Here is a 26,774-nt window from a genome sequence, read left to right as displayed (position 1 = left end):
AATTTTATCATTTTAAAAGATAAATAGCTACTATAAAATAATAAGAACACCCATTTGTTAAATAAGTGTTCTTATTTGAAATATCTAGCTTATATTATTAGATTCGTTCTCTAATTAATTTTTGTGCCATAGCTGGGTTGGCTTTTCCTTGAGATTTTTTCATAATTAGTCCCACTAGGAATCCAATAGCTTTATCATTTCCGGCTTTAATATCGGCAATAGCTTTTTGGCTTTCTTCTAAAGCTAATACTTCATCTACTATTTTAGCAATAGCTCCTTCGTCAGAAACTTGAAGCAGATTTCTTTCTTTAGCTATTTCTTCAGGCATTTTTCCAGCCGTAGATTCATCAAAGAATGACATAAAAATTTCTTTAGCTCCAGTAGAACTAAGCTGATTTTTTTGTACCATATTAGCAAGCCTTAGTGTTCTTCTAGGTCCTGCGTAGCCCATCCATATTTTATGTAGGTCTAATTCATCTGCAGGAATGGATGCAAACCAGTTAAAAATACGTTTAACATTTTCATTATGGTTTTTAATATCGTAGTCCTCTATCTCTAGTTCATCTATTAGTTCTTTTTGAGTTTTGTGGTATCCTTCTCCAAGTATAGCTTGCATAAGCTCAGCTACTTCTTTATGGCTAAGTGCGAAGTTTACTACAGAGCTATCAAGATCAAGTTTTTTCCAGTATTCTCTATATTGATTTGGCATCATTGGGAATCCTGCTTGCATTTTAGTAATCTCTTCATTAGATAAAACTACTGGAGGGATATCAGGGTCTGGCATGTAGCGATAGTCTTGAGCTTCTTCTTTACTACGCTGTGAAACTGTTTTTTGCTCATCATCAAGCCATCCTCTAGTTTCTTGTTTAATTTTTTCGCCCTTTTCTAATAATTTAACTTGCCTTTCAAATTCATATTGGGCTGCTCTTTCAACACTTCTAAAGCTATTCAAGTTCTTTATTTCTGTGCGAGTTCCTAATTTTGGGTCACCTATTTTTCTAGCTGAAATATTAACATCGAATCGCATATTACCTTGGTATAAATCGCCCTCCGTAACATCGGCAAAAATCATTCTTCGGTGTAATTCTTCAGCATATGCTCTAGCTTGCTCAGAAGAATGTATATCAGGCATTGATACAATCTCAATTAGAGGTGTTCCTGCCCTATTTAAATCAACTAAGGAATAATCACCATAATGTGTAAGTTTTCCAGCGTCTTCTTCTAGGTGGGCATGTTCAATTCTTACGGTAAATTCTTCGCCATTTGGTAGTATTGGCTTTATTTCACCCTCTCCAATAATTGGTTGGTATAGCTGTGATGTTTGATAGCCCTTTGGTAAATCTGGGTAAAAATAATGTTTTCTATCAAAACGGCTAACATTTGCAATTTTAGCATTCAATGCCTTTCCTGCTCGCACAGCAAGAACAACGGCTTCTTTATTGAGTACTGGCAACATTCCAGGTAAACCAAAATCTATTGGTGATGTAGCCTCATTTGGCTCTTTATCTCTTGCGTCGTTGTCACTTCCTGAGAAGAGTTTAGTTTTAGTTTTTAGCTGAACATGACACTCAATACCTATCGTCATTTCATACTTTTTTAATATATCTTCCATTAAATTGCTCCTAGATCTTTTAATGCTTGCTTAAAGCTACTCATAGCTCTTCTTGTTTGGTCAAAATTAATTTCGGCATCAGCCTCATGAGCTATAACATTACGTAATTTATGCGCATGCCAAATAGAGTTAGGGCTAGATAATTTCCCTTTTGCATTTTTTAGCCTTTCACCCATTGTTTGACCAGGTATGTATAATTCACGTAGGGCAGTATCTACTAGCTTATCAGCATTTATAAGTGCTAAATGCCAACTTGCTGGATTAGTTTTTTCTAATGAATTTTCAATTTTTAACCAGTTAGTTTGAAATTTTTCTTTATCCAAATGCACCTTATGTGGCTTTGTCATATTTATAACTATGAAAAGTAGAATAGCACAAATTAGAATAGCTACAGCAAAAAATACTAAATCCATTATTTATTATTCTCCAGTGAATCAGCTAATGCAATTATTTCTGCATCACTTTTCATTTTACCAATAATTTGTACGCCTATAGGTAGGCCATTCTGAGATTCTCCAGCAGGAACTGATATTGCAGGAAGCCCAACTAATGAAGCAGGTACAGTCATGATATCGGCTAAGTACATTTTTATTGGGTCTTGTGTATTTTCGCCAATCTTAAAAGCAGGCGTTGGTGTAACTGGTCCTAACAAAAAATCACACTGAGTAAATAAATTTTCAAATTCATTTTTAAGAAGCGTTCTTGCTTTTTGTGCTTTCATATAATAAGCATCAAAGAACCCTGAAGAAAGTACATATGAACCAATCATAATTCGTCGTTTATTCTCTTTCTCGAATCCTTCATCTCGGCTTATTCCGTAAACATCTCCAAGAGTTGTAGCTTTAGAAGATCTTAAGCCATATCTTATTCCGTCATATCTAGCAAGGTTAGAAGAAACTTCGGCAGGAATAATAATATAGTAAATAGCCAAAGAATATTTACTCATTGGCAAAGAAACCTCTATTATTTCATGTCCTGCAGCTTTTAGTTTTTCGGCGTAGTTTAATGTAGCTTTTTTAACATCCTCATCAATACCCTCATCCATAAATTCTTTAATAATACCAATCTTGGCCTTTTTAGGCGCTTCTATAGTTTGGTAAAAATTAGGTAAGGTCATCATGTCTTTTTCATCTTGACCAGCCATAATTTTCATTACTAAGTCAGCTTCCTTAGCAGTTTTAGTGAAAACACCTATAGTATCAGTAGAGCTAGCCATAGCTACTACGCCAAAGCGACTAACCGTTCCGTAAGTTGGTTTAACGCCATATACCCCATTAAAACTTGCAGGCTGACGGATTGAACCACCTGTATCACTTCCTAATGCAAAAGGTACTATATCTAAGGCTGTGACTACTGCAGAACCACCAGATGATCCCCCTGCTACACGGTTAATATCTATAGCATTTTTTGTTACACCATATGCAGAATTTTCTGTAGACCCACCATGAGCAAAGGCGTCTAAGTTTGCTTTACCTATACAGATTGCTCCTTGTTCCTCTAATTTTTCTACGGCAGTAGCTTGAAGTGGTGCGTTGAAATTTGCTAACATTTTTGAAGCCGCTGTGCTTGGGGCACCAAAAGCTAAAAAGTTATCTTTAACTACAAAAGGAACACCAGCTAATTCACCAACCTCTTCGCCATTTTTAAGCCTTTGGTCTATTTCTTTAGCTTTTTCTAATGCTCGTTCTTCAGTTAAGCTAATTAAAGCATTATATTCTTGTTTTTCTTTTGCTAAGGATAAAGCTTTCTTAACTTCATCTTCGGCAGTAGTTTTATTATTTAAAATATCATCTCTTATCTTAAAAATATTCATAATCGCCCTTTATAACACTTTAGGTACTTTAATTTGATTATCTACAATATTATCGCCAGCTAGATCTAGTAGCTTATCACGGTTGACATTATAGTTATTTATTTCATCTTTTCGCCAGATATTTTGGTTATCTGATACCTGATATGTAGGCTCGATATTTTCCGTATTGAGCTCAGAAAGTTGCTCGATATAGCCAATGATATTTTTTAAATCTTCTTGAAGATTTTCTACTTCAGCATCCTCTAATTTTAAATTAGAAAGTTTTGCCAAATGTTCAATATCTTGTTTGGAAATTTCACTCATTCTTTAATTATACCACACCTTAATCAGTAGTAAAAAAGAGTAATAAAAAACATCACCCTGTAATGACGGTGATGTTGAGCTAGTTTATAAAACTAGCCATTTAAAGAGGTGCTTTATTTTTTAGCAAAATATTGATTTTATTTCCAATTTCTTCTGTTTCAAAGTTCTATCTATTTCTGTAAAAATAGATTCACATATTTTAGCTGTATTTTACAACAAAAGTAAATTGCACCCCTTTAATTGAGGTGCAATAATATAAGAGGTTATATATCTTTAGGATTTATAAATAAAGTTTTTCCTTCTAAATCCCTAATACTGAATAGGTTCAAATATTTAACAGTTACTATACCATTATTTATTGAAAAAGAGATATCTTGTGAAGCTACAATACTAGATATTATTGAAGATTTATTTAAATTATCTAGCTCTATTTTTGCATTTATCTTATCGCCCTTACGTTCTCCAAAAGTAATTCTTATTTCAGCTAAAAGACTTTTTTTGTAAAAATGTACATAAATAATAAGAATGATAGATAATAGACAAATAAATATAATAGCTACTTTAATTAAAAAATCCAATGAACTTGAGAAATTAACAATAGCAGCTAAACAATAGAAGGCTAGAATAAAATATCCAACATTTAAAGTATTATAAATTACTTGTTTTCTTCGGTATTCCATATATGCTTTACTGTAAATAATAAATTTTTCAAACTTAGCAGAGTGATCTACCGTATAGGAATATTTTTTATTTTTAGTATAAAATACTGTGCCTATAGTTTTAGTTTCTTTAGCATGTACATTATATTTAGAAATTTTTCTCCCTAAAGCATCGCGTACTATTTTTTTGAAAAAATTATTTTTGGTTGTCGGTAATATCTCTACGCTATAGCCAGAGCAGTACCTTAAATTTAAACAATAAAACATATGAATAGCAGATATCGTCCCCCATGCAACACATATTACTGCCGCTGCAACAAGGCTAATTGATCGGTAAGCAGTAAAACCAACTAAAAGTATTATTATAAAGTGTATAATAATGTAGTAATTCAGTTGTGCACTGTAAGCGTCCCTAATATCTTTTTCAACATCTCTATTTCTTCTTCTTGATTTCATAAACATTGAAACCACCTCCAGATATAAAATTTTCTTCACACCATTTAAAAATATTATTGATGTGATTAAGTATATTATAACATTTTTATCAAAAAGAAAAAGCCCTATTGAAAGATCTTGATAGTATTTTAATAAATCTACTTATAATAGTTTTATATATTTTTTATAGATTCTAGGGTATTCGCTTCATCTATTCTTCGTTTTAGCTCATGTAATATTTATACTACTCGATTCCAAGAGCTTATAGGCTTTATTGACAAAACATAAATATTAGTATATAATTAAGCTATAGAATCTAATATTTTCGTACTTTTCAGACTATACTTCTGATTTGTAGCCCTTGCACTTGGTAGGAAATAAGTATATCTACCGAGCAAGCGGTGGATAAAATTTGGAGGTAAAATATATGTTTCAAAATCGTGTTCCTGACAGAATTAAGCAAATAATCTGGAACGATACCGCTAATGACCCATATTCAAAAGAGAGTGTGGCAAGAAGATTGTTAGTTTACTTTGATTACATGCCATTTATGTCTAATGGTCGAGAAATTGTTGAAGAAATTACAGGATATACTTTAAAACAACAGGTTAAGTTATCTGAAAAGAATGAAAAAACAATTAATAATGTAATGAGGTATATATCTAAAACAGATGGTTCATCTAAACTTTTGTATGAAAGGGGCTCTGTTGAACAACAAGAACTCCAAGATACTATTGAGTATATCATGCAGGAAACTCTTGGGTTGACGAATGATCAATATTTGCTTTTAAAAGAAGGGCTAAAAGATAGTAACATTTGATTTTTTAAGGCTTCTCTGAATGAGAGGTCTTTTCTTATCCCTTAATTCATAGTAAAATACTCTCCCCTGAATCAACATAACAGGAGGATTTTTATGTCTTAAAGTACTATCGTTAACTAAAAAGCTAAACCTCCTATTGTAGCAGGTAGGTATATTTTAGAGAAAAATTAACGAAATGAAAAAGACCCACGAGGGTCTTGAGATTAAAGTATAGGTTCTCCAAAGATAGCATTATTATATCTAAACATCTTTAGCATTTCATCATATACTTCAATATCCATTCCAATAGTTTTAGAAATAGCATCATCAATTCCGTCCGCACCAATAAGCATAAGCTCATCTTTCGGGATAGCTTCAAGCTCTTTCTTTAGGTTTATCGCAAAATGTTTCATCTTGTTAGATAAGGCTGTATTCATGTTGCGTAATTCTTCTATTCGTTTGATAGGCATATCAAGAACTCTTGAAATTATCTCGTCTTCAACGCATAATATTGCCAATCTTCTTGCAATAGAATCATCTGAATATGGGTCAGAAAGTGTGTCAAGCCAAACAAATGTGCTATTAATATCTTTTGGTAAATCCATACTTTTCCCTCCTTAAAAAATACTAAACCTACCGTTCACCCACGGTAGGTTTTACCGTAAATGAACGCATAAATTCTTTTTTCAAAGAAGAATGCAAGTTACATAAAATAAAGATGTTTTACTTGCTTATTATACCATATATGAAAATATATGTCAATTCTATTTTTGGTTTTCTTCTATCTCTTCTTCACTACAACTAACATCTTTAATACTATCTTGTTGATTCAGAGGGATATTTTACTATGAATTGAGGGATGAGAAAAGACCCACGAGGTGGGTCCTTGGGAATTAGCGAGTAAGACTTCTCCTAATTTTTTCTTCATAAGAGATTCCATCTGTCGATAAATAAATCTTAAAAATTCTATCCAAAATAACATATTTTATATATAAAATTACCCCCTAATATAGGGGGCATATGGAGATAGTTATAAAATAGCAGTCTTATTATTTTGGAACGCTATTCTTAGCTTAGAATTTTCTATAGTTCCACCATAAAAAGAAGAACCTAGAATATTGATATGTCTGTCAGATTTGCTAACTAACATTTCAATCACCGTATCTTCTTTTATGCGTCTACCGTTAGAATTTAATACGCTTACTTTTGCAGGTATAAAATTGCCAGCTTGATTTCCGAAAGATAGCTCAATAAATCCGTTAACTCCAGTAAATAAGTGGGTCAATAAAATAAAGGCAACTAAGAAGTTTATAATACTAAAGAACAATATACTATTTAAATTATAGTAGTCAATAATATCAAGATATTCCCCTATTTTCCATAAAAATAATGAGAATAAGTAGAATAGATAAACACTTACAAGTACGCTATAATTAAAACGCTCTTTCATAAAAGTGCTTGTTTTTCCAATAAAATAGCTTAAATCATTATTATTTTTTTCAAGCTCTTGTTCTTTTAGCAGTTCTTCCCATTGGTCGATCTCTAAAATTTGGTCCCATTTATCAATATCTACACCACAACTATCATAAGCCGTTACGCTAACTACGGCAGTTGAATCTAGAATAGACTTAACTTTAAAGTCGTATCGTCCACCAGTATTAAACATAGCCCAGTCGGCAATAATAGCAGTAGCTTCGCCGAATAATAGAAATAGCATAGTTGGATATAATTCTATATCCATTTGTTTATTCATTCCGCCGATTAAAGCAAAAACAATAATTAGTAAAAAATGGCAGAAAAAAACAAAAATTCTTGTACTTCTAATATTTTTTTGCGTTTTTTTCAGAAACAGTTTATTTTGTAGTTCCATAATAACTACACCTCCAAAATATAAAATTACTCATCCGAAAAATGATAGCAGTATTATAACATATATTTACTATTATTGCAAGTAGTAACAAAATATCTAATAGCAAAAAAAGGTAGAGTTAGTATAAAAAAAAGTGAGCATATTATAACGCTCACTTTTTTAGCTAAGAAAAATAGTTTTTATTCGGATTCTTTAGCGGATTTTTTTAGAGGAGTTGGTACTTTTTCAAATTTACCACCAGCTTTTTCAATTGCTTCAACAACTGATTTAGAAGCTGCTTGAACTTTTAAAGTAACTTTTTCTGATAATTCACCTCTAGCGATAACTTTTACTTTATGGAAAGGAGTTGAGATGTAACCCTCTTCATAAAGGCGGAAGTTATCTACTTCACCTGCTAGATCATTCAAGTGGTCTAGGTATACAATTTGTGCAGGCTTGCGTAGTGATTTGAATCCACGTGTTTTAGGAGTAGATTTAACGATAGAGTTTTGGCCACCCATAAACGTTGCACGTAGTTTTTTACCTGTTCTAGCACCTTGTCCTTTAGTACCACGACCAGCAGTTTTACCACGACCAGCAGAAATACCACGACCTACACGAATTTTATTTTTATTTGCTGAAACTTGAAGTTCATTGTATTTCATTATTATTTATTCTCCTTTTTTGCTTTAGGAGCATTAATCCATTGTTCTTTAGGAACAAGGCTAGCTAAAGCTTCTACTGTTGCATAAGCTATATTAACTTTGTTTGTTGAGCCAAGTGATTTTGAAAGCATGTTACGAACACCTGTAACGCCAATAATTTGACGAACTACACCACCGGCAATAATACCTGTACCAGGAGCTGCTGGTTTTAGTAGTACATGTGCACCAGTAACTTTCTTTTCAGCTTCATGAGGAATAGTATCTCCCTCTAATGCAAATGTTACTAGGTTCTTTTTAGCTACATTAGTTGCTTTAGCTATAGCTGCAGTAACATCTTGTCCTTTAGCTACACCAACACCAACTTTATTTTTTCTATCACCTACAACTACTAATGCTTTAAAACGGAATCGGCGTCCACCTTTAACAACACGAGAAACACGGTCAATATTGATTACTAACTCTTCAAATTGTTTCTCTTCACGTGGTTGATCGTTGCGTCGTCCACCTCTTCTTCCACGTCCTTCGCCTCTGTTACCATTGTTTCGGCGAGGAGCTTGATTTTTTTGTGCTTCTGCCATAATTAGAATTCCAATCCTTCCTTACGTGCAGCTTCTGCCAACGCACTTAGGCGACCAGCATATTGACGCCCATTACGGTCAAATACTACTGCATTAATTTTAGCTTTTTTAGCCTTTTTAGCTATTTCAGATCCGACAAAAGTTGCCATCTCAGTTTTTGAGCCTTTAACTTTGTTACCAACAGTTGTTGCAGCTACTAAAGTTTTTTGAGCCACATCGTCAATAATTTGTGCTGAAACATGCATATTACTGATTGTTACTGTTAAGCGTGGACGTTCATTAGTGCCAGAAATTTTTGCACGAACACGATTTTTACGCAAAACTTGATTTTGTTTTTTGTGAGCTAATGCGTTAGACATTATTTACCTGCCTTTCCTGCTTTTCGTAGGATTACTTCATCAACATATTTAATACCTTTACCTTTATATGGTTCAGGTTTCTTTAATGCTCTAATTTCTGCAGCAACTTGACCAACAGCTTGTTTATCAATTCCAGCAACAGTAATAACCATTTTGTCGTTTGACAATGTAATACCTTCTTTTGCTTTGTAGATTACAGGGTGGGAAAATCCAAGCTGCATTTCTATTTCTTGTGGATTATTAGTTTGTACACGGAAACCAACTCCGTTTACTTCTAATTTTTTCTCAAATCCTTTTGTTACACCTGTTACAGCATTATTCAAAAGTGCACGCTCTAAACCGTGTTGTGCTCTCGCTACACGCTCATCATTATTGCGTTCTACTTTTAATACTGAACCATCAAGAGTAACTGTTACGTCTGACAAATGAGGAACAGTTAATCCACCCTTAGGTCCTTTAACTGAAATCTCGTTCTCGTCAATCGTGATTGTCACACCGGCTGGTACTTCAATAGGTAGTTTTCCGATTCGACTCATTGAACTTTTCCTTTCAATTTAAGAGTGATGTTTGTTTTGCAATGTGCTTCTGATTTTTCAACCATTCGCAAAATCTCCCAAATTTCACTCGCATTTAATATTAACTTTACAATTCTAGCATTTATTCGTTAAAAAATCAAGGATAAAACTAATGTACGAATAATTTTATAGCTACAATAATTGCTGCTACTATAAATTGAAGAGATATTGAAATAAGCCTAGTTAATTTCGTTCCTCCTCTAGTATAAGCAGCCCTTATTACGTAAACAAGTATAGTTATAACTTCTGAAACTACAGTAATTTCTAAGGCAGTTTTCATATTAAATAGGCCGAAATAAGATAGAGATACGAAAATTAATGATGGTACGGCGGCCATAATAATACCTACTTTAGAGGCTAAGGTTTTGCGTACCTTTACTTTATCCATCGCTTTCCCATGCACAACTTTATGTGCCATTTCTTTACTGAAGAAGCTTGCCATAACTAGGCCTATTGTTGTTGTGATAATTGCTAGTAAAGCGTATTTTTTACCAATATTTTCAACATCAGATAGTAATCCTATATTTAAAACTAAAATAGTAAAAGTACCATAAAGTCTTTCTGCTAAAAAGCTAGCATATATCTTTTTTTCTTCTTTAGATAAGTCTTTTCTTTTATTATGAGCATGTTTAAAAAATATCATCATTATATTCTAACATATATTAAAAAACTATTGTGTTTATGTTAAAAGTAAAATATTAGTAAAAGAAAAAAACAAAATGTAATAAGCAGAAAATTCTCAATATATTAACTGTAGTAAATTTAATATTATTAGTTGCTATTAGCATATTATTCTATTTTGCTGTTGGTGATGGTTTCACTCAAGATGGTCTTAGGGATGTTAAAAACCTGCAACAAGATTTAGTTAGAGATGATAAAATCAATAAACTAGATAAAAGGCTTGAAAAAATAGAAAAAAGTATTGAAAAGTTAGAAAATAAATAATTTTTAAAAGACCTCAGGCGAGGTCTTTTTTTATTAATTTATAATAACTTTTTCTTTATTTCGGTAATTTGATCTCTTAGCTCGGCTGCTTCTTCAAACCTTAGTTGGCTACTAGCTAAGTGCATTTGATTTGTTAAATCAACAATAATATTTTGCCATTGATCTTTTGGTATTTTTTTAAGATTGATCTTTTTAGATTCTTCTTTTTTAGGAATAATAGCTCTTAAGCCATCGGTTATTTCACTTTTTACTGTTCTAGGTGTTATATTGTGATCTTTATTATATTTTTGCTGAATTTCTCTTCTTCGTTTCGTTTCTGAAATTGCCCTTTTCATTGAGCCTGTTATATTATCCGCATACATTATTACCATGCCGTCTTGATGACGTGCTGCTCGCCCAATAGTTTGAACTAAGGCACTTTCGCTACGTAAAAACCCTTCTTTATCAGCATCAATAATAGCAACTAAAGAAACTTCGGGTAGATCTAAGCCCTCCCTAAGTAGATTAATACCAACTAATACGTCATATTTTCCAGATCTTAAATCTCTTAATATATCCCCTCGCTCTAATGTATCTACTTCACTATGAATATATGCTGTTTTTATACCATTTTCAGATAAGTAATCTGTTAGGCTTTCGGCCATTTTTTTAGTTAATGTAGTAACAAGAGTTCGCTGATTTTTAGCTATTCTATTTTGAATTTCTTCCATTAAATTATCAACTTGGTGCTCTATTGGTCTAACTTCTATTTTAGGGTCAAGTAGTCCTGTTGGTCGAATAATTTGCTGTACTGGCTCTGGTGAGTGTGATAGCTCAAATTTACTTGGAGTAGCTGAAACGTAGATAACTTTATTTATATGTTCATAAAATTCTTCAAATTTTAATGGTCTATTATCAAGGGCAGAAGGAAGTCTAAAACCATTATCTACTAGCACCTGTTTTCTTGCTCTATCGCCATTATACATTGCCCTAACTTGTGGTAAGGTCATATGTGATTCGTCAATTAGCATTAAAAAATCATCAGGAAAATAATCTAGCAATGTTGCTGGTTGCTCACCTTCATTTCTTTCTGTTAAATATCTTGTGTAGTTCTCTATACCTTTAACAAATCCAGTTTCCTCTAACATTTCAAGATCATATTTTACTCTTTGAGTTAGCCTTTGTGCTTCAACGTATTTATCATGCTTATCAAAAAAAGCATAGCGTTTTTCGTATTCTTTCTTTATTTTAGGTATAGCTTTGTTTATGACTTCCCTTGGTGTTGCATAATGAGAATTAGGGAAAATATCAAAAAAACTAGGTTTTTCTAAAATTTCACCAGTTACTGGATTTAATATGGTAATACCATCAATTACATCTCCAAAAAAATCAATGCGTACGGCTAAATCTGAGCCAGCTGTAAAAATATCAACTACATCACCTCTAACTCTAAAATTACCACGATCAAAGGCTATATCATTTCTATCATATTGAATATCTTTTAGATGGCGTAAAAATTTATCTTGTTTATAACGCATTCCTACTTTGAGATGGATAGACATTTCTTGATATGATGCTGGCGAGCCAATACCATAAATACAACTTACGCTAGCTACGATAATTGTATCGTTCCGTGTGAGTAAGGCTTCTGTAGCTGCATGTCTTAGCTTTTCTATTTCTTCATTAATACGAGAATCTTTTTCTATATAAGTATCAGTGCTAGCTATATAGGCCTCTGGTTGGTAATAATCAAAATAGCTAACAAAATAATGGACTTCATTTTCAGGAAAAAATTGCTTAAATTCACTGTAAAGTTGAGCTGCCAAAGTTTTATTATGGGCTAAAATAAGCGTTGGTTTTTGCTGATTTTCAATAATATTAGCCATGGTGAAAGTTTTACCACTACCAGTAACACCAAGTAGTACTTGCTCTTTTGTTCCATTATTTAGCCCAGCAACTAGCTGCTTAATAGCAGTTGGCTGATCACCAGTTGGTTTATATTTGGAATGTAATTTGAATTTATAAGGATTATCCATAGAACTATAAAATTTCTTTTACTATTTTTGTACTATTATTAATATATATTTCCTTTAAGTTATTCTTTATAGCAAATTCTTTAATTAGTTCATTTTCAAAATTACGCACATCACTTAATGATCCATTCGTAACTTCAGGGCTGTCAAAAACAAAATTTTGCACCCTATCATAAACAGCTTGAATTAAAAGCTTCATATATTCTAATTTGTTTTCATCAAAAGTTATTTCATAGGTATAGCCATGGTTCATCAAAAGATCTTTTTCTATAAATTCTAATATACCATTAGTAACTGAATAGCCCTTAAATTCAGGAGTATTTTCAATTAATATTTTATAAAAATATAACTGCTGTTCATATGTATGTACTTTTATAGTATTACTATCAAACTTACCTTTAGAGAAAGGTATTTTTCCAGTTTTAAAATCTACTACAGTTATTGTTTTTTGCTCTTTATTTATTTTTATTAAGTCAATTTTTCCAGTTAGTTGAGCATTACCTATAGTTACTCCACTCCAGGCAAAATTTTGTTCACTTTTGTTCCCAATTTGGAAAATATCCATTCTTTCATTTAATACATGAGATATTATATTTTTTGCCCTTACGATTAGTTCTTTTGTCTCTTCAAGACTAAAGTTTGTTTTTTGCTTAATTTCTTTTTCTATGTCTATTAAGAATAGTTCTTTATTAATTGGTAAGCTGTTATTTATATTCTTTTGTATTCTATCCATTATTTCATGAACAAAGCTACCTAGGAATGCACTAGCACTATAACTGGTAGGGAAGCGTAAAATAGTAGTTTCGTAAAATCCTTGAGGACCTTTACCACTTTCAACATCTCCAGTTATATTTATATAGTTATTTACGTGAGTAGGACTAATTTTATAGTTATTAAGTTTAGAACGTAGAAGCTCTCTAATTTTTTCTTCATTTTTAGGCAAATAAAAGCCATGCCAATTTGTTTTAATTTCTTCTATGGATACTGGGATATCTTCTTTATTTTGAACAACTCTAAATTTCTTTGGAATGTTGTAAGCTTTCAATTCCCCTGTATCTTTATCTTCGGCTTCATTTAAAAATTCTAAAGAGTTTGTTTTGTTGCCTTTAAAATTACCAATATAGTTAGTTAGGTAAAGGTGTGTTTTAGCGCGAGTTAAAGCCACAAAGAAAAGTCTTTTTCTAGTATTTTCATCACTACTATCAGCTTTAATATGCTGTAGATTTTTAGGCATTTGAATCCTGCCTTGATTAGTAGGAGAAGAATTCCAGCTACTTTTATTAACAGATATTAGAAAAGTATATTTAAATTCTAGCCCTTTAGCAGAGTGAACGCTTATTAGTTGTACAGAATTTTCTGCTGTTTTATGAGGGTTAGTGCTATTTATTAATAGTCCTGCATTATTATAGCTATTTACCATATTAACAAAGTCATTTAACCGTAAAAAGCCAGTATTTTTATTTTGCCTATCTCTTAAAATATCTCTAAGCTGAGTTAGGTTTATTATAGTATCGTATAGCTCTTCTTCTCGACTTTCTTTTTTCAGGTAGCTATATAAGGGGCTTTTAAAGTCATTGTCTTTTATGTTAAGGTTGGGTGTTCCCATGATAAGATCAATTACTTTTTCTAATGGCATATCATCTATTTTTGTAGCTAAACTAATTAAGAAATTTGCAACTTCTTTCAGCTGTTCGTCTTCTACTTCTAGCATTGTTTCTAGCCAATAGTTTTCTTGCTCATAAGCCGCCCAACTCATTCTCCAAATATTTTCAGACTTAAGATTCCAAAAATAAAAACTTAGCACTTCAGGAAAAAGCTTATTCATTAAATCGTCGTCCTTATTCTTAATTGCTAGCAGTAAATTACTTATTTTTATTATTTTTGAAACTGTTGGATCTTCTAAAATATTCTCTCTTTTTTCATAAAAAATAGGAATATCTTGCTCTTTTAAGAACGGTGATAAAGCTTGCAATAGTTTATGTTTTGGTGATAATACTGCAATTTCATTAGCATCAACCCCCTCGTTCAGAAGTTTTTTTATTTCTTGTGCAATAAAAGAATATTCTGCTATCTGCGATTTAAAATTAATTCTTTGAATATTTGCTTTATCTTTAATATTTTCGTTAGAAGCAATAATATCTTTTTCTATATTTATTGGTAATGCATTAGTTAACCTATCTTCAATTTGCCCAGCTATCTCTTTAGCAGTTTCTAGTACAGCTGAAGCCGAACGGTAATTTTTAGTTAAATTTATAACTAATGTATTATTGTATCTATTATAGAAATCTAACATATTGGAGCTTTCAGCCCCTTGAAATGCCATAATGGCTTGGTCGTCATCGCCTACTGCTAACACATTAGGTCTACCCTCAAAAATAGGATTATCAGTTAATAAATTTATCAATTCTGCTTGTGATTTATTTGTGTCTTGATATTCATCTAATAATATATAGTTATACTTTTCTTGAATTGTTAACTTGAAGTCATTATGTTTCTTAAGAGCGTTAATTACCTCTAGAATCATATCGTCGTAAGTAAACAGGCTCCGTTCATCCATTATTCTCGTAAAAGATTCATAAACTGTAGCTATTTCTAGAAGTTTTTTATTATTAATTATATCTTTTGATTGAGGTACGCCGTTACTTGAAACTTGATTAAAATAATTATTTCGCCAGTCAGTTAAAAATGTAGCTTTTTTATTTTCTTCAGCTAGTTGTAAGGCCTTAAGAAGTTCTTTAAGTGTAATATCTAAATTAGGAGTAAAGGCCTTATCTAAGTGACTATTATTTCTTACTACCTCATTTATAATTATTGCTAGTTGTTTGTAAGTATTTAAGGCTACGTCAATTTTTTGGCGTCCTTTCATAACAGTCAAATCTAATTCGCCATTGTCAGATGCTGATTGTATTTTTTCTAATAGAATATCGTCTAAAGCAATATTTTGTTTAGCTATAATTTTAACATCTTCAGCAGATAAATTAGCTCGCTTAAAATCATTAATTACTGATAATAGTGCCATTGGTTCGGTATATTTTATTAGTGAGTTATAAGGAAGTTCTTGTTTTATGCTAGAGAGTATTTCATATAAAGTTAGATCATCAGCAAGATTTTCTAGGTTTCGTTCTAGAAAGTATTCTGGGTATTGGGATATTAAATCATTCGCAAAGGCATGGTAAGTAAAAATTCCTATTTTATAAGCTTCTTTTCCTATGAAACTTTTTAGACGCTCTCGCATATTTCTAGCACCAGCTTCAGTGAAAGTCATTGCTAATATATTTTCAGCAGAAATATCTGTTTTAGCTAAAATATTAGCAATACGCGCAGAAAGAAGCTGTGTTTTTCCTGTTCCTGGTCCAGCAATTACTAGCACTGGGCCTTCAATATTATCTACCGCTTTTTTTTGCTCGGTATTTAACATATTATAAGTTTGTTGAAAATTTTTTACTAATTCCTGCCTATCCATAATTAGTAATAGTTTACCAAATATAAATCATAAAAGCTAACTGCAGTCATAATAATAAGCAATCTTTGAAGATCGCCTTCTTTGTAAGTTTCTAGTCTATTTAAATCTAATTAATCTATTTATTATATAAACATTTTTTGTACATATTGTTAATGGCCTAAAAGTAGTAACTAAGCTAAAACAGTGCTATTGACATAAATAGAATAATATGTTACTGTAATCACTACCTAAGTATATATCTTAGAGTACATTATTTTAGGAGGTTCCTAATTATGACATGGAATCAAGAACAATATAAAGAAGCTATTGAACGTGCTAAAAACGGCAATGCAACAGATTATGACCGTGAAAAATTACGTTACGCAGCTAATGGCTGTGGTCAATTTGCAAGAGATTGCCGAAAAGCATTAGAAGAAGATAGAAAATCGCCTTCACGTAGTTTTTGGTAAACCTTTTTTTAGAACTTCTATTTGAAGTTCTTTTTTATTGTATATAATAACTTTTATGTTAGAATGGTAAGACGTTTTTAAAACTTTATACAAAAATAATTAATTAACAGAAAGGATAATTTTGAAATTTATTTTTCATTACGCTAAAAAATATTGGGTATCGGTATTTTTAATGTTAGTTTTTATTATACTTTCAGCTAAAATAGATATGGAATTACCTAAATATACAGGTAAGCTTATTAGTGAAGGTGTTGCTAAAAAAGATTTAGCAGTAATTTATGCTACTGGTTTTGAGATGATTGGCCTTTCATTATTTAGTGGCGCAATCATGCTTACTTCTATCTTTTTTGCATCTCGTTCTGCTGGAGCAATTGCTCGTGATATTCGAAGAGATATTTTCACTAAAATAGAAGATTTTTCAATGAATGAATTTGGAAAATTCTCAGTAGCTAGCTTAATGGCAAGAATAACTAATGATGCTCGCCAATTTCAACAAACTTTTACAATGGCTATGCGAATGGGTGTGTATGCACCTTTTGTTGGTATTGGTGCTATTATAAATGTTTGGTCAATTTCTGGACAGATGAGCTGGGTTGTTGGTGGAACAATCTTTGCAATTATAGCTATGACTATATTTATATCTATTTTTGCTATGCCTAAAATTGAAGTTTCCAGGAAATTAGTAGACAAAATGAATTTACAGTCACGTCAAATAATTACTGGCACAAGGGTTATTAGAGCTTATCAAAAAGATAAAATCGAGCAAGATAAATTTTCTAAAATAAATAAAGAAAACTTAAAATTAAATATATTCCTTGAGCGTATTTTTGGTGTTATATCACCATGGCTAACTCTAGTTTCTGGCTTATCACTTGTAGCTATTGCTTGGATCGGTTCTTACTTAGTTAAAGATGATTCTATACTAGTTGGTGATATCTTTTCCCTAATACAGTATATTAGCCAAATAACTTTTGCTTTTACTATGCTTTCTATGTTATTTGTATTTTTGCCAAGAATGTTTGTTTCTATTAACAGAATGAAAGAGGTATTAAATACGGATATATCAGTAAAAGATAGAAAAAAGACACGTAAATTACCTACTGAATTCTCAATTGAATTTAAAGATGTTAGCTTTAAATATCAAGGTGGTGAAGACTATGTTTTAGAAGACATTTCTTTTAAAGTTAAGCAAGGAGAAACTATTGCTGTTATTGGTGGTACTGGTTCAGGTAAATCTACTATTGCTAAATTAATCCCCCGTTTTTATGATATTTCTAAAGGTAAAATTTTAATTGGTGGAGTAGATATTAAAGAACTCTCTCAAAAAGAATTAAGAAAGCTAATTGGTTATGCTCCACAAAAGGCAATGCTGTTTGCAGGAGATATTAGATCTAATATTAGCTATGGGTCAGATCTAACTGATGAGCAAATAATTGAAGCTTTAAAAATTGCTCAAGGTTGGGAATTTGTACAAAAATTACCAGAAGATATCTCATCCCCTGTTGAGCAAGGAGGCAAGAATTTTTCAGGTGGTCAAAAACAGCGTTTGTCTATATCTAGGGCTATAGCTAAAAATTCTCCTATTATGATTTTTGATGATAGCTTTTCTGCTTTAGACTATCAAACAGACGCCAAATTACGTGCTCAGTTAGCTCTTAAAACTAAAAAACGCACTAAGTTTATAGTTGCCCAAAGAATAGCTACTATTATGGACGCCGATAAAATAGTAGTATTAGATAGTGGACGAATAGTAGGTATTGGTAAACATGAAGAGCTCTTAAAAGAAAATGAAGTTTATAAGCAAATAGCGTCTAGCCAGTTAAGTGTAGAAGAGCTTACAACTTCACAGAAAGGAAAGGAGTAATATTTATGCGAGATAATAAAAATATGAAGCCTAAAAATATAGTAAAATCTTTATTACGACTACTATCTTACTTCAAACAGTACAAAGTATCTTTATTCTTTTTTGTTCTTGCAGTTATAATATCAGCTTTTTCTACTATTGTTAGCCCACAGCTAATTGGTGATATAATTAACGCTATTTCAGCTAATTTTGAAATAACCCAAAACGGAATTAAATTTATTCCAGATTTCGCAAAAATAACAAGCTTAGCAATAATGCTCTTAGCTATATGTATCGCTTCTGGTCTATTTGGTTATTTACAAAACTGGTTAATGGCTAATATGGTTCAAGATATTGTATTTAAAATGCGTGAGCAAACTTCTAGTAAAATCTCTCGCTTGCCTCTGTCATTTTTAGATAAAAATAAGACTGGTGATACCGTTTCTATTATTACTAATGATATTGAAACTATTAGTGATAATCTTGTAGAAAGTGTGAATCAAATTCTATTTTCAGTTACTGTTATCATTGGCGTTGCCGTAATGATGGTGAAGATTAATTTAGAAATGAGTTTAATTGCCGGGGTTACTGCCATAGTGGCTGTTGGTTTAATAGCTATAGTTACTAAATTTACGCAAATATATTTCCTAAGCCTTCAAGGCACCACTGGAAAAATTAACGCCTTTACTGAAGAAATGTTAAGCAATCATGAAATCATTAAGTCTTATAATGGTGAAGAAGATTCTGTTAATAAATTTAAAGCTATTAATAATGAGATGTTCTCTAATTCATGGAAATCACAATTCTTTGGTGGTTTAATTTATCCACTAATGGGTCTAATTCGTAATATTTCTCGTTTAGTAATAGCCTTAATAGGTGGGCTTAAAGCTATTAATGGACAAATGAGTGTTGGTGATGTTTCAGCATTTATCCAGTATATGGGTTCATTTACGCAGCCATTAGCCCAAATAGCTAATTCAATGACTGTAATACAAACTACCCTAGCTGCTAGCGAACGAGTATTTAACTTTTTGGACGCCGAAGAAGAAAAAGAAGAGGAAAACGCTGAAAAAATGCCTAAAAATATTAAAGGCCATGTAGAATTTAGCAAAGTAAACTTCTCTTACTCTCCTAACAAACCAGTAATTACCAACTTTTCAGCTACTATTCAGCCAAATTCTAATGTTGCTATTGTTGGTCCAACAGGTGCTGGTAAAACTACAATAGTAAACCTACTAATGCGTTTTTATGATATTGATAGTGGAAAAATAAAGATAGATGGCGTAGATACCTCAAAAGTATCTAGAAGAGATATTCGCTCATTATTTGGAATGGTTCTACAAGATACCTGGCTATTTAATGGTACTATTGAAGAGAACTTAAAATATGGAAAACCAGACGCAACGCACGAAGAAGTTGTTGTAGCGGCTAAAGCTGCCCATGCCGACCACTTCATAAGAACTCTCCCAGAAGGATACAATACAATCATATCTCAAGATGTAGATAATATATCTTCAGGTGAAAAACAGCTACTAACTATAGCAAGAGCTATTCTAGCCGATTCTCCTATGTTGATTCTTGATGAAGCAACTAGTTCTGTAGATACACGCACAGAAGCTGCTATTCAGTCTGCTATGGATAACTTAGCTCACGGAAGAACTAGCTTTGTTATCGCTCATAGGCTATCCACTATCCGTAATGCTGATTTAATATTAGTGATGGATAAAGGTAATATTATCGAACAAGGTACTCATGATGAACTACTAAAAATAAAAGGCCATTATTCAGCCTTGTATAATTCACAATTTGCCAGTAGTTTAGAATAATAGGTCTCAACTGAAGACCTATTATTTTTAACAAAAAAGCTAAAATAGTTTAAAATATATAACCATCTTATTTTTCGACGGTGGCGTTAGTTGAAACGGATACATGATTAAAACAAGCATAAACCCCATTAGTAAATGGGGTTTATTTTTTTATGCAAAGAAAAATCCCTGATTATATCAGGGATTAAAAGTTGAACTTAAGCAATTTTGTGGGTGTCACAGAAGAAACCATTTTGGAATAGTGGTAATTGAGTTCTACTATCGTAAATTTTAACTAAATACCAAAAATTATTCCATTCAGTGCCTTTCCAACAAGATACAATTGGATTCATTCTTTGGATGAATTCAAAAACTTCTTTACGGAAAGCGTATGATAATTGATCTCTGCCTTCGTGTGTAGTTTTTGCTAGTAAGTAGATTGCATTATCTACTAATTCGCGTGCTTCACTTAGATCCATTTTTTCAATCTGTCTTGCCCCTACTACAGCAGTGTTACATTCCATACGAGTAGCTTTTTTCTTTGCTTTTGCAATGATTTCGCTATTCATAATATTTTTTAGTTCTTTTTCTACATTAGCCATTTTTAGGCCCTCCAAAATATATATTTGAAGAAGTTCAACTTTAAAGTTTCGAGCCGAAGCTCAACTCTTATTGAACTTCAACTTGTTAATATTCTAGCATAATTAAGCTATTTTGTCAATAGCTTAAGCTAATAACTTATTGTTTTTGTTTATAATTAATGTTATAATACACTACATATACGGGCATAGCTCAGTTGGTAGAGCACAGGTCTCCAAAACCTGGTGTCGGGAGTTCGAGTCTCTCTGCCCGTGCCAAAATGTATTTATTTTCCGCAGGCTTGGCGGTTTTTATTTTACACTTGTTTTCTTCATTCTAGTGTATAATGGTTATGTTATGGATATTAATTTTTTTATTATTTTTTACAGCCTTATTTTTTCTCCAGTGTTTATGTTTACGGTATTGTTAGCAACTTTTGTGTTGGGAGGATTTCTTATTACTATTTTTGAATATTTTAGGGTTAAGAGTCTTGAAAATCCTGAAATTTTACAAAATAAGATTAAAAGTCATCGGCGTGCTTTGAATATTTTTGCAGGAATATTCTTATTCATATCGATTGCAACTGTTTTTATTTCATTAAATTCTATAAATTTTGCTATGGGTGGTACATGGCTCGGTGGTCTTATTGCCACGCCTTTTGCGTATGTGATAATTTATAATTTATCGTTTATTATTTTTGCTAAGCTTAAAGATATTCGACTAAAACTCCAGGAATTAGAAATGTTGAAACGTAGCAATAGATTTTGATAACTCTTTTTAAAAGTACTATAATATTTTTATGGCTATTGTTGATAAAGAGTTTGGTGAAATTAAAATTCGAAAAAATAAACTCGCTCGCTCCGTAAAACTTTCTGTCGGTGTTGATGGAAGTTTGCGTGCATCAATTCCCTATTATTCGCCAGAATTCGCTGTTCGGCGGCTTGTTAACGGTAATCGAGATGAAATTCGAAAAATGCTCGCAACGCATAACGCTAAAAATTCTTATCAAGACGGAGATTTGATTGGTAAAACTCATACGCTTTTTTTGAGAAAATTTTCGGGCGAAGAAATTAAAATTTCAAATGAAGGAAATCAGATTTTAGTGCAAATTCCGCAAGGGTTAGCTTTCGAAAACTCACTTGTTCAATCGGAGATTCGCAAAACCGTATCGAAAATTCTTCGAAAGCAAGCTAAAGCATACTTGCCACGTAGAATAACTTTTTTAGCAGAAAAATATGATTTCGAGTTTACTAAATTAAGACTATCTCACACTAGAACACGCTGGGGCTCATGTTCTTCAAGTGGCACAATTTCACTAAATATAGCTCTAATGAATTTACCGCATCATCTAATTGACTATGTGATTATTCATGAACTTTGTCATACTCGTCAAATGAATCATTCGCAGCTATTTTGGAAAGAAGTAGAACAATATGACCCTGAGTATAAAAAACACGTAGAGGAAATGAAAAAATATTCACCCAACATCTAATATGCTTGCGTTTAAAAATAGGATAATGTAAAATAAACTATATAGATAATAAAAATAAAGGTGTTTAATGAAGATTTTAATGCTCGGGTGGGAGCTTCCTCCTCATAACAGTGGTGGTTTAGGTGTAGCCTGTTTTTATATGGCTAAAGCACTAGCTAAAGCAGGAGCAGATATTGATTTTGTAGTTCCCTATAGCGAAAAACATGACGATATTAATTTTATGAAAGTAGTAAATGCTACAGACTTTCCTTTTAGCTCGTACATGAATCCTTATAATTCTTTCACCTTCTCTAAACACCATACTCTAACTTCTGATATTCGCTCTGTTCAGCTATCTTATATTGAATTTATTAAAAAATATCTAGAAGACCCTAAAAACCGTCCAGATATCATACATGCCCACGACTGGCTAACTATGGAGGCAGGTATTATAGCTAAAAATATTACTGGTGCCCCACTTATATCTCATATTCATGCAACAGAGTTTGATCGTTCTGGTGGTGGCTATGGTAACCCTCAAGTTCATGATATTGAATATAAAGGTATCACCAATTCCGATAAAGTTTTTGCTGTATCCAAAAATACAAAGGATATTATCTTAAAAGAATATAAGGTGGATGAAGGCAAAATAGAGGTAGTTTATAATGCAATTGAACCATCATCTTTAGCTACTATAAATGACTATGATGATAGAACTTTTCGCTATATAGAATACCTTAAAACTAAAGGTTATACAGTAGTTATGACTTTAACGCGCTTTACTGTTCAAAAAGGTCTTACATATTTGTTAGAGGCATTCGCTAGGGCTAGCCAAAAAAATCCTAAAATGGCGCTTATTTTAGTAGGAGACGGAGAACAGCGTAATGAATTAATTGAAAAAACAGCAGAATTGGGTATTTCGGAAAAAGTATTCTTTACTGGTTTTTTGCGAGGAGAACGCTGGCGAGACGCTTATAGTATCTCTGACGTGTTTGTGATGAGCTCAGTTAATGAGCCTTTTGGCTTAACAGCTCTAGAAGCTGCACATTTTAATAATGCCTTAATAATATCTAAGCAATCTGGAGTTAGTGAAGTTCTTAAGAATATTTTACGTTATGATTTTTGGGATACTCATAAATTAGCAAGCCATCTCTTAGCTGTATCAACCTCTCCTTCTCTATTAAGATATTTAAAAAGAGGTGTTAAAAAAGAATATACTACTATTACATGGTCAAAAATAGCAGAACAAATTATGCATGAATTTTTAAGTATACAAAGTGAGAGTCGTAAAAAATAGAAATGGATAAAAAAGCGATAGTTTTATATTTGCACGTACATCAACCATGGCGTATTAGGGATGATTATTCTGTTTTTGCTATTGGTGATGTAGAAAAGAAGTATTTTAAAGAAGGTGCTGGCATATATAGGCAGTCAAATGGTGAAATTTTTCGTAAAGTAGCCGACAAATCCTACCTTCCTATGAATGCACTTTTAGAAAAGCTACTACTTACATATCCTGATTTTCGCTTATCTATATCTATAACAGGTACATTTATAGACCAAGCAATAGAATTTTACCCTGAAGTTTTAGATAGTTTTAAACGCCTAGTAAAAACAGGAAAGGTTGAAATTGTTAGCGAAACATATTATCACAGTTTAGCCTTTTTTTATGACAAAGATGAATTCAAAAATCAGGTTATTGCTCATAAAGAAAAAATTAAAGAAATATTTGGTGTAGAAACTACAGCTTTTCGCAACACTGAATTAGCTTATAATGATGACTTAGCAAAATGGGCTGATGATTTTGGTTTTAAAACTATTCTAGCTGAGGGATGGGATAAAGTCTTAAAATGGCGTTCCCCTAATTTCGTTTATCGTCCTAAAGGCACTAATAATATACGATTACTTATGAAGAATTATAGATTAAGTGATGATTTAGCCTTTCGTTTTTCTAACCCTCACTGGAAAGAGTATCCACTTACTACCAATAAATATATTAGTTGGTTAAAGTCTGCTAGCTATCACGGAAATTTAATAAATTTGTTTATGGATTATGAGACTTTCGGCGAGCACCAATGGGAAGAATCTGGTATTTTTAGCTTTTTTGAGGATCTTGTTGGTAGATGGCTAGAAGCACCTAATCATACTTTCTATACTGTTACTGAAGCTGCAAATTCTAGCAAACCTGTTTCTCAAATATCATTACCCCAAACAGTTACTTGGGCGGATAGCGAACGCGACTTATCGGCATGGCTAGGCAATTCTATGCAGAAACAGGCTATGAAATCAATTTATTCACTAAAAGATAAAATCTATAAGTGTAATGATGGTAATATAGTAGAAGACTGGCGAAGATTAACTACTAGCGATCACCCATACTATATGTGCACGAAGTTTTGGAATGATGGTGATGTGCATGCCTATTTCTCCCCTTATAAATCCCCATATGATGCATTCTTGTATTTTATGGATGCAGTTAATGATATGAAATATCGTTTACGGAATATTACAGAACTAATGCCAAGTGAACAATTTAAAATAATCAGTAAGAAAATAGGAATTTATGCCAATAAACTACATAAAAAGGTTCTAAAATAAGATGTCAAAAAGTGCAATATTAAGTAACGGAAATGTTAATATTGGCCTAAATGAACATGGCCTTGTTAGTGATTTTTATTTTCCAGATAACGGCTATAATAACCATACTCTAGGGGAGGATATCTTCCATCGTATAGGGATTTATATTAATGAAAAAATGTATTGGATAAATCAAGAATGGTTTTTGCAAACGGAATATGTAAATAATTCTTTAATTGCTAAAACTATTGCAACTCACCCTGATTTAGATATTCAAATAGACATTACAAGCTTAGTTCCTAGTGAGTATGATACTTTTATTCGACAAGTAAAAATTCGTAATTTATCTTCAAATAAACTCGATTTAAAATTCTATTTTCATCAAAATTTCTCCATAAATGCAAGTAAACACTTGGCGGATACTGTTCAATTTTTGCCAGATATATCTGCAATTTTACATTATCGTGGCAATCGTAATTTTCTAGTTACAGCAGAACAAGTTATTATGGGGAAAGGCAAGCTTATATATAAAAGCTTTGATCAATATACTGTTGGTCTTTTCGGTATAGAAAATAAAATAGGCTCATGGATGGATGCTGAAGACGGGATATTATCTAGCTGTAATGTAGAGCATGGGCAAACTGACTCTGTTATTGGTATAGATGTTGCTTTAGAGCCACATTCTTCTGCCCTACTTCAATATATAATAACCATGTCAGATAATCACGGCTACAATAAAAATATTTTAGCTAAAGTAAGGGGTGATAATTTTTTGAAAGTAATAGCAAATACACAAAAATATTGGAATGAATGGTTAAGACCGGCTATAAATATTTCAGAAAAATTACCTCTAGAATACCGAAAAGGTTTTATTAATAGTCTCCTCTTAGTTAAATCTCATTTAGCTAAAAGTGGTGCACCTATTGCAAGCAATGATAGTGAAATGCTGAGACATGCACGAGATGACTATTCTTATTGTTGGCCTAGAGATGCTTTATATGCTCTATGGCCTCTTGTTAGAATGGGCTATCAAGAAGAAGCTCTAAAGTTTTTAAGGTTCTGTAAAAGTTCAATTAACAGCCAAGGATATATTGCTCACAAATACTTACCTAATGGAGAGCTAGGCCCAAGCTGGCATCCATATTTACAAGATGATAAATCTAATAATTTACCAATTCAGCTAGACGAAACTGCCAGCATTCTATTTTTAGCTGTGCAATACTATAATAAGTTCAGAAATGATCTTTTTCTTGCAGAATTTTATAATGATCTAATTAAGCCTATGGCAGATTTTCTATGTTCTACTATAGATAAGAATAATTTACCAAAATCTAACTACGAATTATGGGAAATGGATTTTTTATCTACGACATATACTTCTTCAATAGTGTATGCATCTTTAGTACTAGCCAGTCAAATTGCTGAAGAATATGGCTCATTTTTTGATAGTGTAAAGTGGTCAAATGTTGGTTTAAACATTACTAAATCGGCTAATAATATTTTATGGAATAGAGAAAAGAAATACTTTTTTAGAGGTATTCGAAATAATGGTGAGTTAGATGACAGAATAGATGTTTCTAGCTTTTATGGTGTTTTTACTTTTGGTCTTTTCCCCAATAATGATAATAGAATAAAAGAAGCTATTAAATCCTTAGAGGAAAGGTTTAACGCTAAACAGAACATAGGTCTTCCTCGTTTTGAGAATGATATATATTATCGTTTTGCTGACGATTATGAGGCTAATTTATGGATTATCTCTAGCTTATGGAGAGCTGAATATTATATTTCTAATGGCAATAAAGAAAAGGCAATGGAAATTATTGAATGGGTTAAAAATAGGCAATCTTCAACTGGTATATTTGCAGAACAAATAAACCCAATAAACTTAAATAATTTATCTGTAGCACCACTTACGTGGAGTCAAGCAGAATATGTCTCTGCTCTTCTAGATTTAATAAGTTTGGAAGAAAGATAGCCCCTTAG

The 26,774-nt window shown here is 32.1% G+C and carries 24 protein-coding genes and 1 tRNA gene; 10 read left to right on the top strand and 15 right to left on the bottom strand.

Annotated features, from left to right (window positions below; all coding sequences use genetic code 11):
* Positions 1-97 precede the first annotated feature (97 nt).
* The 5 genes from gatB to G6CMJM_RS00870 all read right to left on the bottom strand — a co-directional run bounded on the left by gatB (position 98) and on the right by G6CMJM_RS00870 (position 4,849).
* Positions 98-1,612 (bottom strand): Asp-tRNA(Asn)/Glu-tRNA(Gln) amidotransferase subunit GatB, encoded by a 1,515-nt coding sequence (gatB, locus tag G6CMJM_RS00890; protein ID WP_129718606.1) that lies wholly within the window; start codon positions 1,610-1,612, stop codon positions 98-100.
* Complete coding sequence (locus tag G6CMJM_RS00885; protein ID WP_129718605.1) at positions 1,612-2,025, bottom strand: hypothetical protein; 414 nt, start codon at positions 2,023-2,025, stop codon at positions 1,612-1,614. Before G6CMJM_RS00885 ends, gatB begins: the two co-directional genes overlap by 1 nt.
* Positions 2,025-3,425: an Asp-tRNA(Asn)/Glu-tRNA(Gln) amidotransferase subunit GatA gene (gene gatA / locus G6CMJM_RS00880; RefSeq protein ID WP_129718604.1), complete on the bottom strand. Its 1,401-nt coding sequence runs from the start codon at positions 3,423-3,425 to the stop codon at positions 2,025-2,027. The genes G6CMJM_RS00885 and gatA overlap by 1 nt, the downstream gene beginning before the upstream one ends.
* A 9-nt stretch (positions 3,426-3,434) precedes the next feature.
* Positions 3,435-3,728, bottom strand: coding sequence for an Asp-tRNA(Asn)/Glu-tRNA(Gln) amidotransferase subunit GatC (gene gatC / locus G6CMJM_RS00875; RefSeq protein WP_129718603.1), 294 nt, complete (start codon positions 3,726-3,728; stop codon positions 3,435-3,437).
* 263 nt (positions 3,729-3,991) lie between these two features.
* Positions 3,992-4,849: a hypothetical protein gene (locus G6CMJM_RS00870; protein ID WP_129718602.1), complete on the bottom strand. Its 858-nt coding sequence runs from the start codon at positions 4,847-4,849 to the stop codon at positions 3,992-3,994.
* Positions 4,850-5,372: 523 nt separating this feature from the next.
* Here G6CMJM_RS00870 and G6CMJM_RS00865 point away from each other — a divergent pair.
* Complete coding sequence (locus G6CMJM_RS00865) at positions 5,373-5,642, top strand: hypothetical protein (RefSeq protein ID WP_129718601.1); 270 nt, start codon at positions 5,373-5,375, stop codon at positions 5,640-5,642.
* 203 nt (positions 5,643-5,845) lie between these two features.
* Here G6CMJM_RS00865 and G6CMJM_RS00860 read toward each other — a convergent pair whose 3' ends face one another.
* From G6CMJM_RS00860 to G6CMJM_RS00820, 9 genes are all read right to left on the bottom strand, one after another.
* Positions 5,846-6,139 carry a hypothetical protein gene (locus G6CMJM_RS00860; RefSeq protein WP_129718600.1) on the bottom strand — a complete coding sequence of 98 codons (294 nt, stop codon included), beginning with the start codon at positions 6,137-6,139 and terminating at the stop codon, positions 5,846-5,848.
* 512 nt (positions 6,140-6,651) lie between these two features.
* The gene (locus tag G6CMJM_RS00855; protein ID WP_129718599.1) at positions 6,652-7,374 is read right to left on the bottom strand and encodes a hypothetical protein; all 723 of its coding nucleotides are present in this window, start codon (positions 7,372-7,374) and stop codon (positions 6,652-6,654) included.
* Between the two features lie 296 nt (positions 7,375-7,670).
* Positions 7,671-8,135: a 50S ribosomal protein L15 gene (gene rplO, locus G6CMJM_RS00850; protein ID WP_129718598.1), complete on the bottom strand. Its 465-nt coding sequence runs from the start codon at positions 8,133-8,135 to the stop codon at positions 7,671-7,673.
* Positions 8,136-8,137: 2 nt separating this feature from the next.
* A complete protein-coding gene (rpsE, locus tag G6CMJM_RS00845; RefSeq protein WP_129718597.1) occupies positions 8,138-8,713 on the bottom strand; it encodes a 30S ribosomal protein S5 in 576 nt (191 codons plus the stop codon).
* Between the two features lie 2 nt (positions 8,714-8,715).
* Positions 8,716-9,072: a 50S ribosomal protein L18 gene (gene rplR, locus G6CMJM_RS00840; protein WP_129718596.1), complete on the bottom strand. Its 357-nt coding sequence runs from the start codon at positions 9,070-9,072 to the stop codon at positions 8,716-8,718.
* Positions 9,072-9,608 (bottom strand): 50S ribosomal protein L6, encoded by a 537-nt coding sequence (rplF, locus tag G6CMJM_RS00835; protein ID WP_129718595.1) that lies wholly within the window; start codon positions 9,606-9,608, stop codon positions 9,072-9,074. The genes rplR and rplF overlap by 1 nt, the downstream gene beginning before the upstream one ends.
* Positions 9,609-9,756: 148 nt before the next feature.
* On the bottom strand, positions 9,757-10,293 hold the full coding sequence (locus G6CMJM_RS00830; protein ID WP_129718594.1) for a hypothetical protein: 537 nt from the start codon (positions 10,291-10,293) through the stop codon (positions 9,757-9,759).
* Between the two features lie 337 nt (positions 10,294-10,630).
* Complete coding sequence (gene uvrB, locus G6CMJM_RS00825) at positions 10,631-12,607, bottom strand: excinuclease ABC subunit UvrB (RefSeq protein WP_129718593.1); 1,977 nt, start codon at positions 12,605-12,607, stop codon at positions 10,631-10,633.
* 4 nt (positions 12,608-12,611) lie between these two features.
* Positions 12,612-16,067 carry an ATP-dependent DNA helicase gene (locus G6CMJM_RS00820; RefSeq protein WP_129718592.1) on the bottom strand — a complete coding sequence of 1,152 codons (3,456 nt, stop codon included), beginning with the start codon at positions 16,065-16,067 and terminating at the stop codon, positions 12,612-12,614.
* Positions 16,068-16,339: 272 nt separating this feature from the next.
* Here G6CMJM_RS00820 and G6CMJM_RS03175 point away from each other — a divergent pair, with 272 nt between their 5' ends.
* The 3 genes from G6CMJM_RS03175 (at position 16,340) to G6CMJM_RS00810 (ending at position 20,185) form a co-directional block, all read left to right on the top strand.
* On the top strand, positions 16,340-16,516 hold the full coding sequence (locus G6CMJM_RS03175) for a hypothetical protein (RefSeq protein ID WP_165302647.1): 177 nt from the start codon (positions 16,340-16,342) through the stop codon (positions 16,514-16,516).
* 172 nt (positions 16,517-16,688) lie between these two features.
* Positions 16,689-18,380 (top strand): ABC transporter ATP-binding protein, encoded by a 1,692-nt coding sequence (locus tag G6CMJM_RS00815; protein ID WP_129718591.1) that lies wholly within the window; start codon positions 16,689-16,691, stop codon positions 18,378-18,380.
* 5 nt (positions 18,381-18,385) lie between these two features.
* Positions 18,386-20,185, top strand: a complete 1,800-nt coding sequence (locus G6CMJM_RS00810; protein WP_129718590.1) for an ABC transporter ATP-binding protein — start codon at positions 18,386-18,388, stop codon at positions 20,183-20,185.
* A 197-nt stretch (positions 20,186-20,382) separates the two neighbouring features.
* On the opposite strand, the gene G6CMJM_RS00805 is transcribed toward G6CMJM_RS00810, so the two are convergent.
* The gene (locus tag G6CMJM_RS00805) at positions 20,383-20,766 is read right to left on the bottom strand and encodes a hypothetical protein (protein WP_129718589.1); all 384 of its coding nucleotides are present in this window, start codon (positions 20,764-20,766) and stop codon (positions 20,383-20,385) included.
* A gap of 179 nt (positions 20,767-20,945) precedes the next feature.
* On the opposite strand from G6CMJM_RS00805, the gene G6CMJM_RS00800 reads away from it, so the two are divergent.
* The 6 genes from G6CMJM_RS00800 to G6CMJM_RS00775 all read left to right on the top strand — a co-directional run bounded on the left by G6CMJM_RS00800 (position 20,946) and on the right by G6CMJM_RS00775 (position 26,766).
* Positions 20,946-21,021 (top strand) — tRNA-Trp (locus G6CMJM_RS00800).
* A gap of 79 nt (positions 21,022-21,100) precedes the next feature.
* Entirely contained in the window at positions 21,101-21,511 is a 411-nt protein-coding gene (locus G6CMJM_RS00795; protein WP_129718588.1) for a hypothetical protein, read from the top strand.
* Positions 21,512-21,542: 31 nt separating this feature from the next.
* Complete coding sequence (locus G6CMJM_RS00790) at positions 21,543-22,235, top strand: M48 family metallopeptidase (protein ID WP_129718587.1); 693 nt, start codon at positions 21,543-21,545, stop codon at positions 22,233-22,235.
* 67 nt (positions 22,236-22,302) lie between these two features.
* The gene (locus tag G6CMJM_RS00785) at positions 22,303-23,511 is read left to right on the top strand and encodes a glycosyltransferase family 4 protein (protein ID WP_129718586.1); all 1,209 of its coding nucleotides are present in this window, start codon (positions 22,303-22,305) and stop codon (positions 23,509-23,511) included.
* Positions 23,512-23,513: 2 nt separating this feature from the next.
* Complete coding sequence (locus G6CMJM_RS00780; RefSeq protein ID WP_129718585.1) at positions 23,514-24,812, top strand: glycoside hydrolase family 57 protein; 1,299 nt, start codon at positions 23,514-23,516, stop codon at positions 24,810-24,812.
* Between the two features lies 1 nt (position 24,813).
* Entirely contained in the window at positions 24,814-26,766 is a 1,953-nt protein-coding gene (locus tag G6CMJM_RS00775; protein WP_129718584.1) for a glycoside hydrolase family 15 protein, read from the top strand.
* Positions 26,767-26,774: the final 8 nt, after the last annotated feature.

Origin of the sequence: Candidatus Nanogingivalis gingivitcus (assembly GCF_004151455.1) — a bacterium.
In the GTDB taxonomy this organism is placed as follows: domain Bacteria; phylum Patescibacteriota; class Saccharimonadia; order Saccharimonadales; family Saccharimonadaceae; genus Nanogingivalis; species Nanogingivalis gingivitcus.
Note: the sequence above shows the minus strand (reverse complement) of the source record. Positions and strands in the feature narration are given on the sequence as shown.

What these genes read in the sequence shown, in the direction of transcription:
- gatB (WP_129718606.1), bottom strand. Translation starts at nt 1,612, where the DNA reads ATGGAAGATATATTAAAAAAGTATGAAATGACGATAGGTATTGAGTGT.
- G6CMJM_RS00885 (WP_129718605.1), bottom strand. Translation starts at nt 2,025, where the DNA reads ATGGATTTAGTATTTTTTGCTGTAGCTATTCTAATTTGTGCTATTCTA.
- gatA (WP_129718604.1), bottom strand. Translation starts at nt 3,425, where the DNA reads ATGAATATTTTTAAGATAAGAGATGATATTTTAAATAATAAAACTACT.
- gatC (WP_129718603.1), bottom strand. Translation starts at nt 3,728, where the DNA reads ATGAGTGAAATTTCCAAACAAGATATTGAACATTTGGCAAAACTTTCT.
- G6CMJM_RS00870 (WP_129718602.1), bottom strand. Translation starts at nt 4,849, where the DNA reads ATGTTTATGAAATCAAGAAGAAGAAATAGAGATGTTGAAAAAGATATT.
- G6CMJM_RS00865 (WP_129718601.1), top strand. Translation starts at nt 5,373, where the DNA reads ATGTCTAATGGTCGAGAAATTGTTGAAGAAATTACAGGATATACTTTA.
- G6CMJM_RS00855 (WP_129718599.1), bottom strand. Translation starts at nt 7,374, where the DNA reads ATGAATAAACAAATGGATATAGAATTATATCCAACTATGCTATTTCTA.
- rplO (WP_129718598.1), bottom strand. Translation starts at nt 8,135, where the DNA reads ATGAAATACAATGAACTTCAAGTTTCAGCAAATAAAAATAAAATTCGT.
- rpsE (WP_129718597.1), bottom strand. Translation starts at nt 8,713, where the DNA reads ATGGCAGAAGCACAAAAAAATCAAGCTCCTCGCCGAAACAATGGTAAC.
- rplR (WP_129718596.1), bottom strand. Translation starts at nt 9,072, where the DNA reads ATGTCTAACGCATTAGCTCACAAAAAACAAAATCAAGTTTTGCGTAAA.
- rplF (WP_129718595.1), bottom strand. Translation starts at nt 9,608, where the DNA reads ATGAGTCGAATCGGAAAACTACCTATTGAAGTACCAGCCGGTGTGACA.
- G6CMJM_RS00830 (WP_129718594.1), bottom strand. Translation starts at nt 10,293, where the DNA reads ATGATGATATTTTTTAAACATGCTCATAATAAAAGAAAAGACTTATCT.
- uvrB (WP_129718593.1), bottom strand. Translation starts at nt 12,607, where the DNA reads ATGGATAATCCTTATAAATTCAAATTACATTCCAAATATAAACCAACT.
- G6CMJM_RS00820 (WP_129718592.1), bottom strand. Translation starts at nt 16,067, where the DNA reads ATGGATAGGCAGGAATTAGTAAAAAATTTTCAACAAACTTATAATATG.
- G6CMJM_RS03175 (WP_165302647.1), top strand. Translation starts at nt 16,340, where the DNA reads ATGACATGGAATCAAGAACAATATAAAGAAGCTATTGAACGTGCTAAA.
- G6CMJM_RS00815 (WP_129718591.1), top strand. Translation starts at nt 16,689, where the DNA reads ATGTTAGTTTTTATTATACTTTCAGCTAAAATAGATATGGAATTACCT.
- G6CMJM_RS00810 (WP_129718590.1), top strand. Translation starts at nt 18,386, where the DNA reads ATGCGAGATAATAAAAATATGAAGCCTAAAAATATAGTAAAATCTTTA.
- G6CMJM_RS00805 (WP_129718589.1), bottom strand. Translation starts at nt 20,766, where the DNA reads ATGGCTAATGTAGAAAAAGAACTAAAAAATATTATGAATAGCGAAATC.
- G6CMJM_RS00795 (WP_129718588.1), top strand. Translation starts at nt 21,101, where the DNA reads ATGGATATTAATTTTTTTATTATTTTTTACAGCCTTATTTTTTCTCCA.
- G6CMJM_RS00790 (WP_129718587.1), top strand. Translation starts at nt 21,543, where the DNA reads ATGGCTATTGTTGATAAAGAGTTTGGTGAAATTAAAATTCGAAAAAAT.
- G6CMJM_RS00785 (WP_129718586.1), top strand. Translation starts at nt 22,303, where the DNA reads ATGAAGATTTTAATGCTCGGGTGGGAGCTTCCTCCTCATAACAGTGGT.
- G6CMJM_RS00780 (WP_129718585.1), top strand. Translation starts at nt 23,514, where the DNA reads ATGGATAAAAAAGCGATAGTTTTATATTTGCACGTACATCAACCATGG.
- G6CMJM_RS00775 (WP_129718584.1), top strand. Translation starts at nt 24,814, where the DNA reads ATGTCAAAAAGTGCAATATTAAGTAACGGAAATGTTAATATTGGCCTA.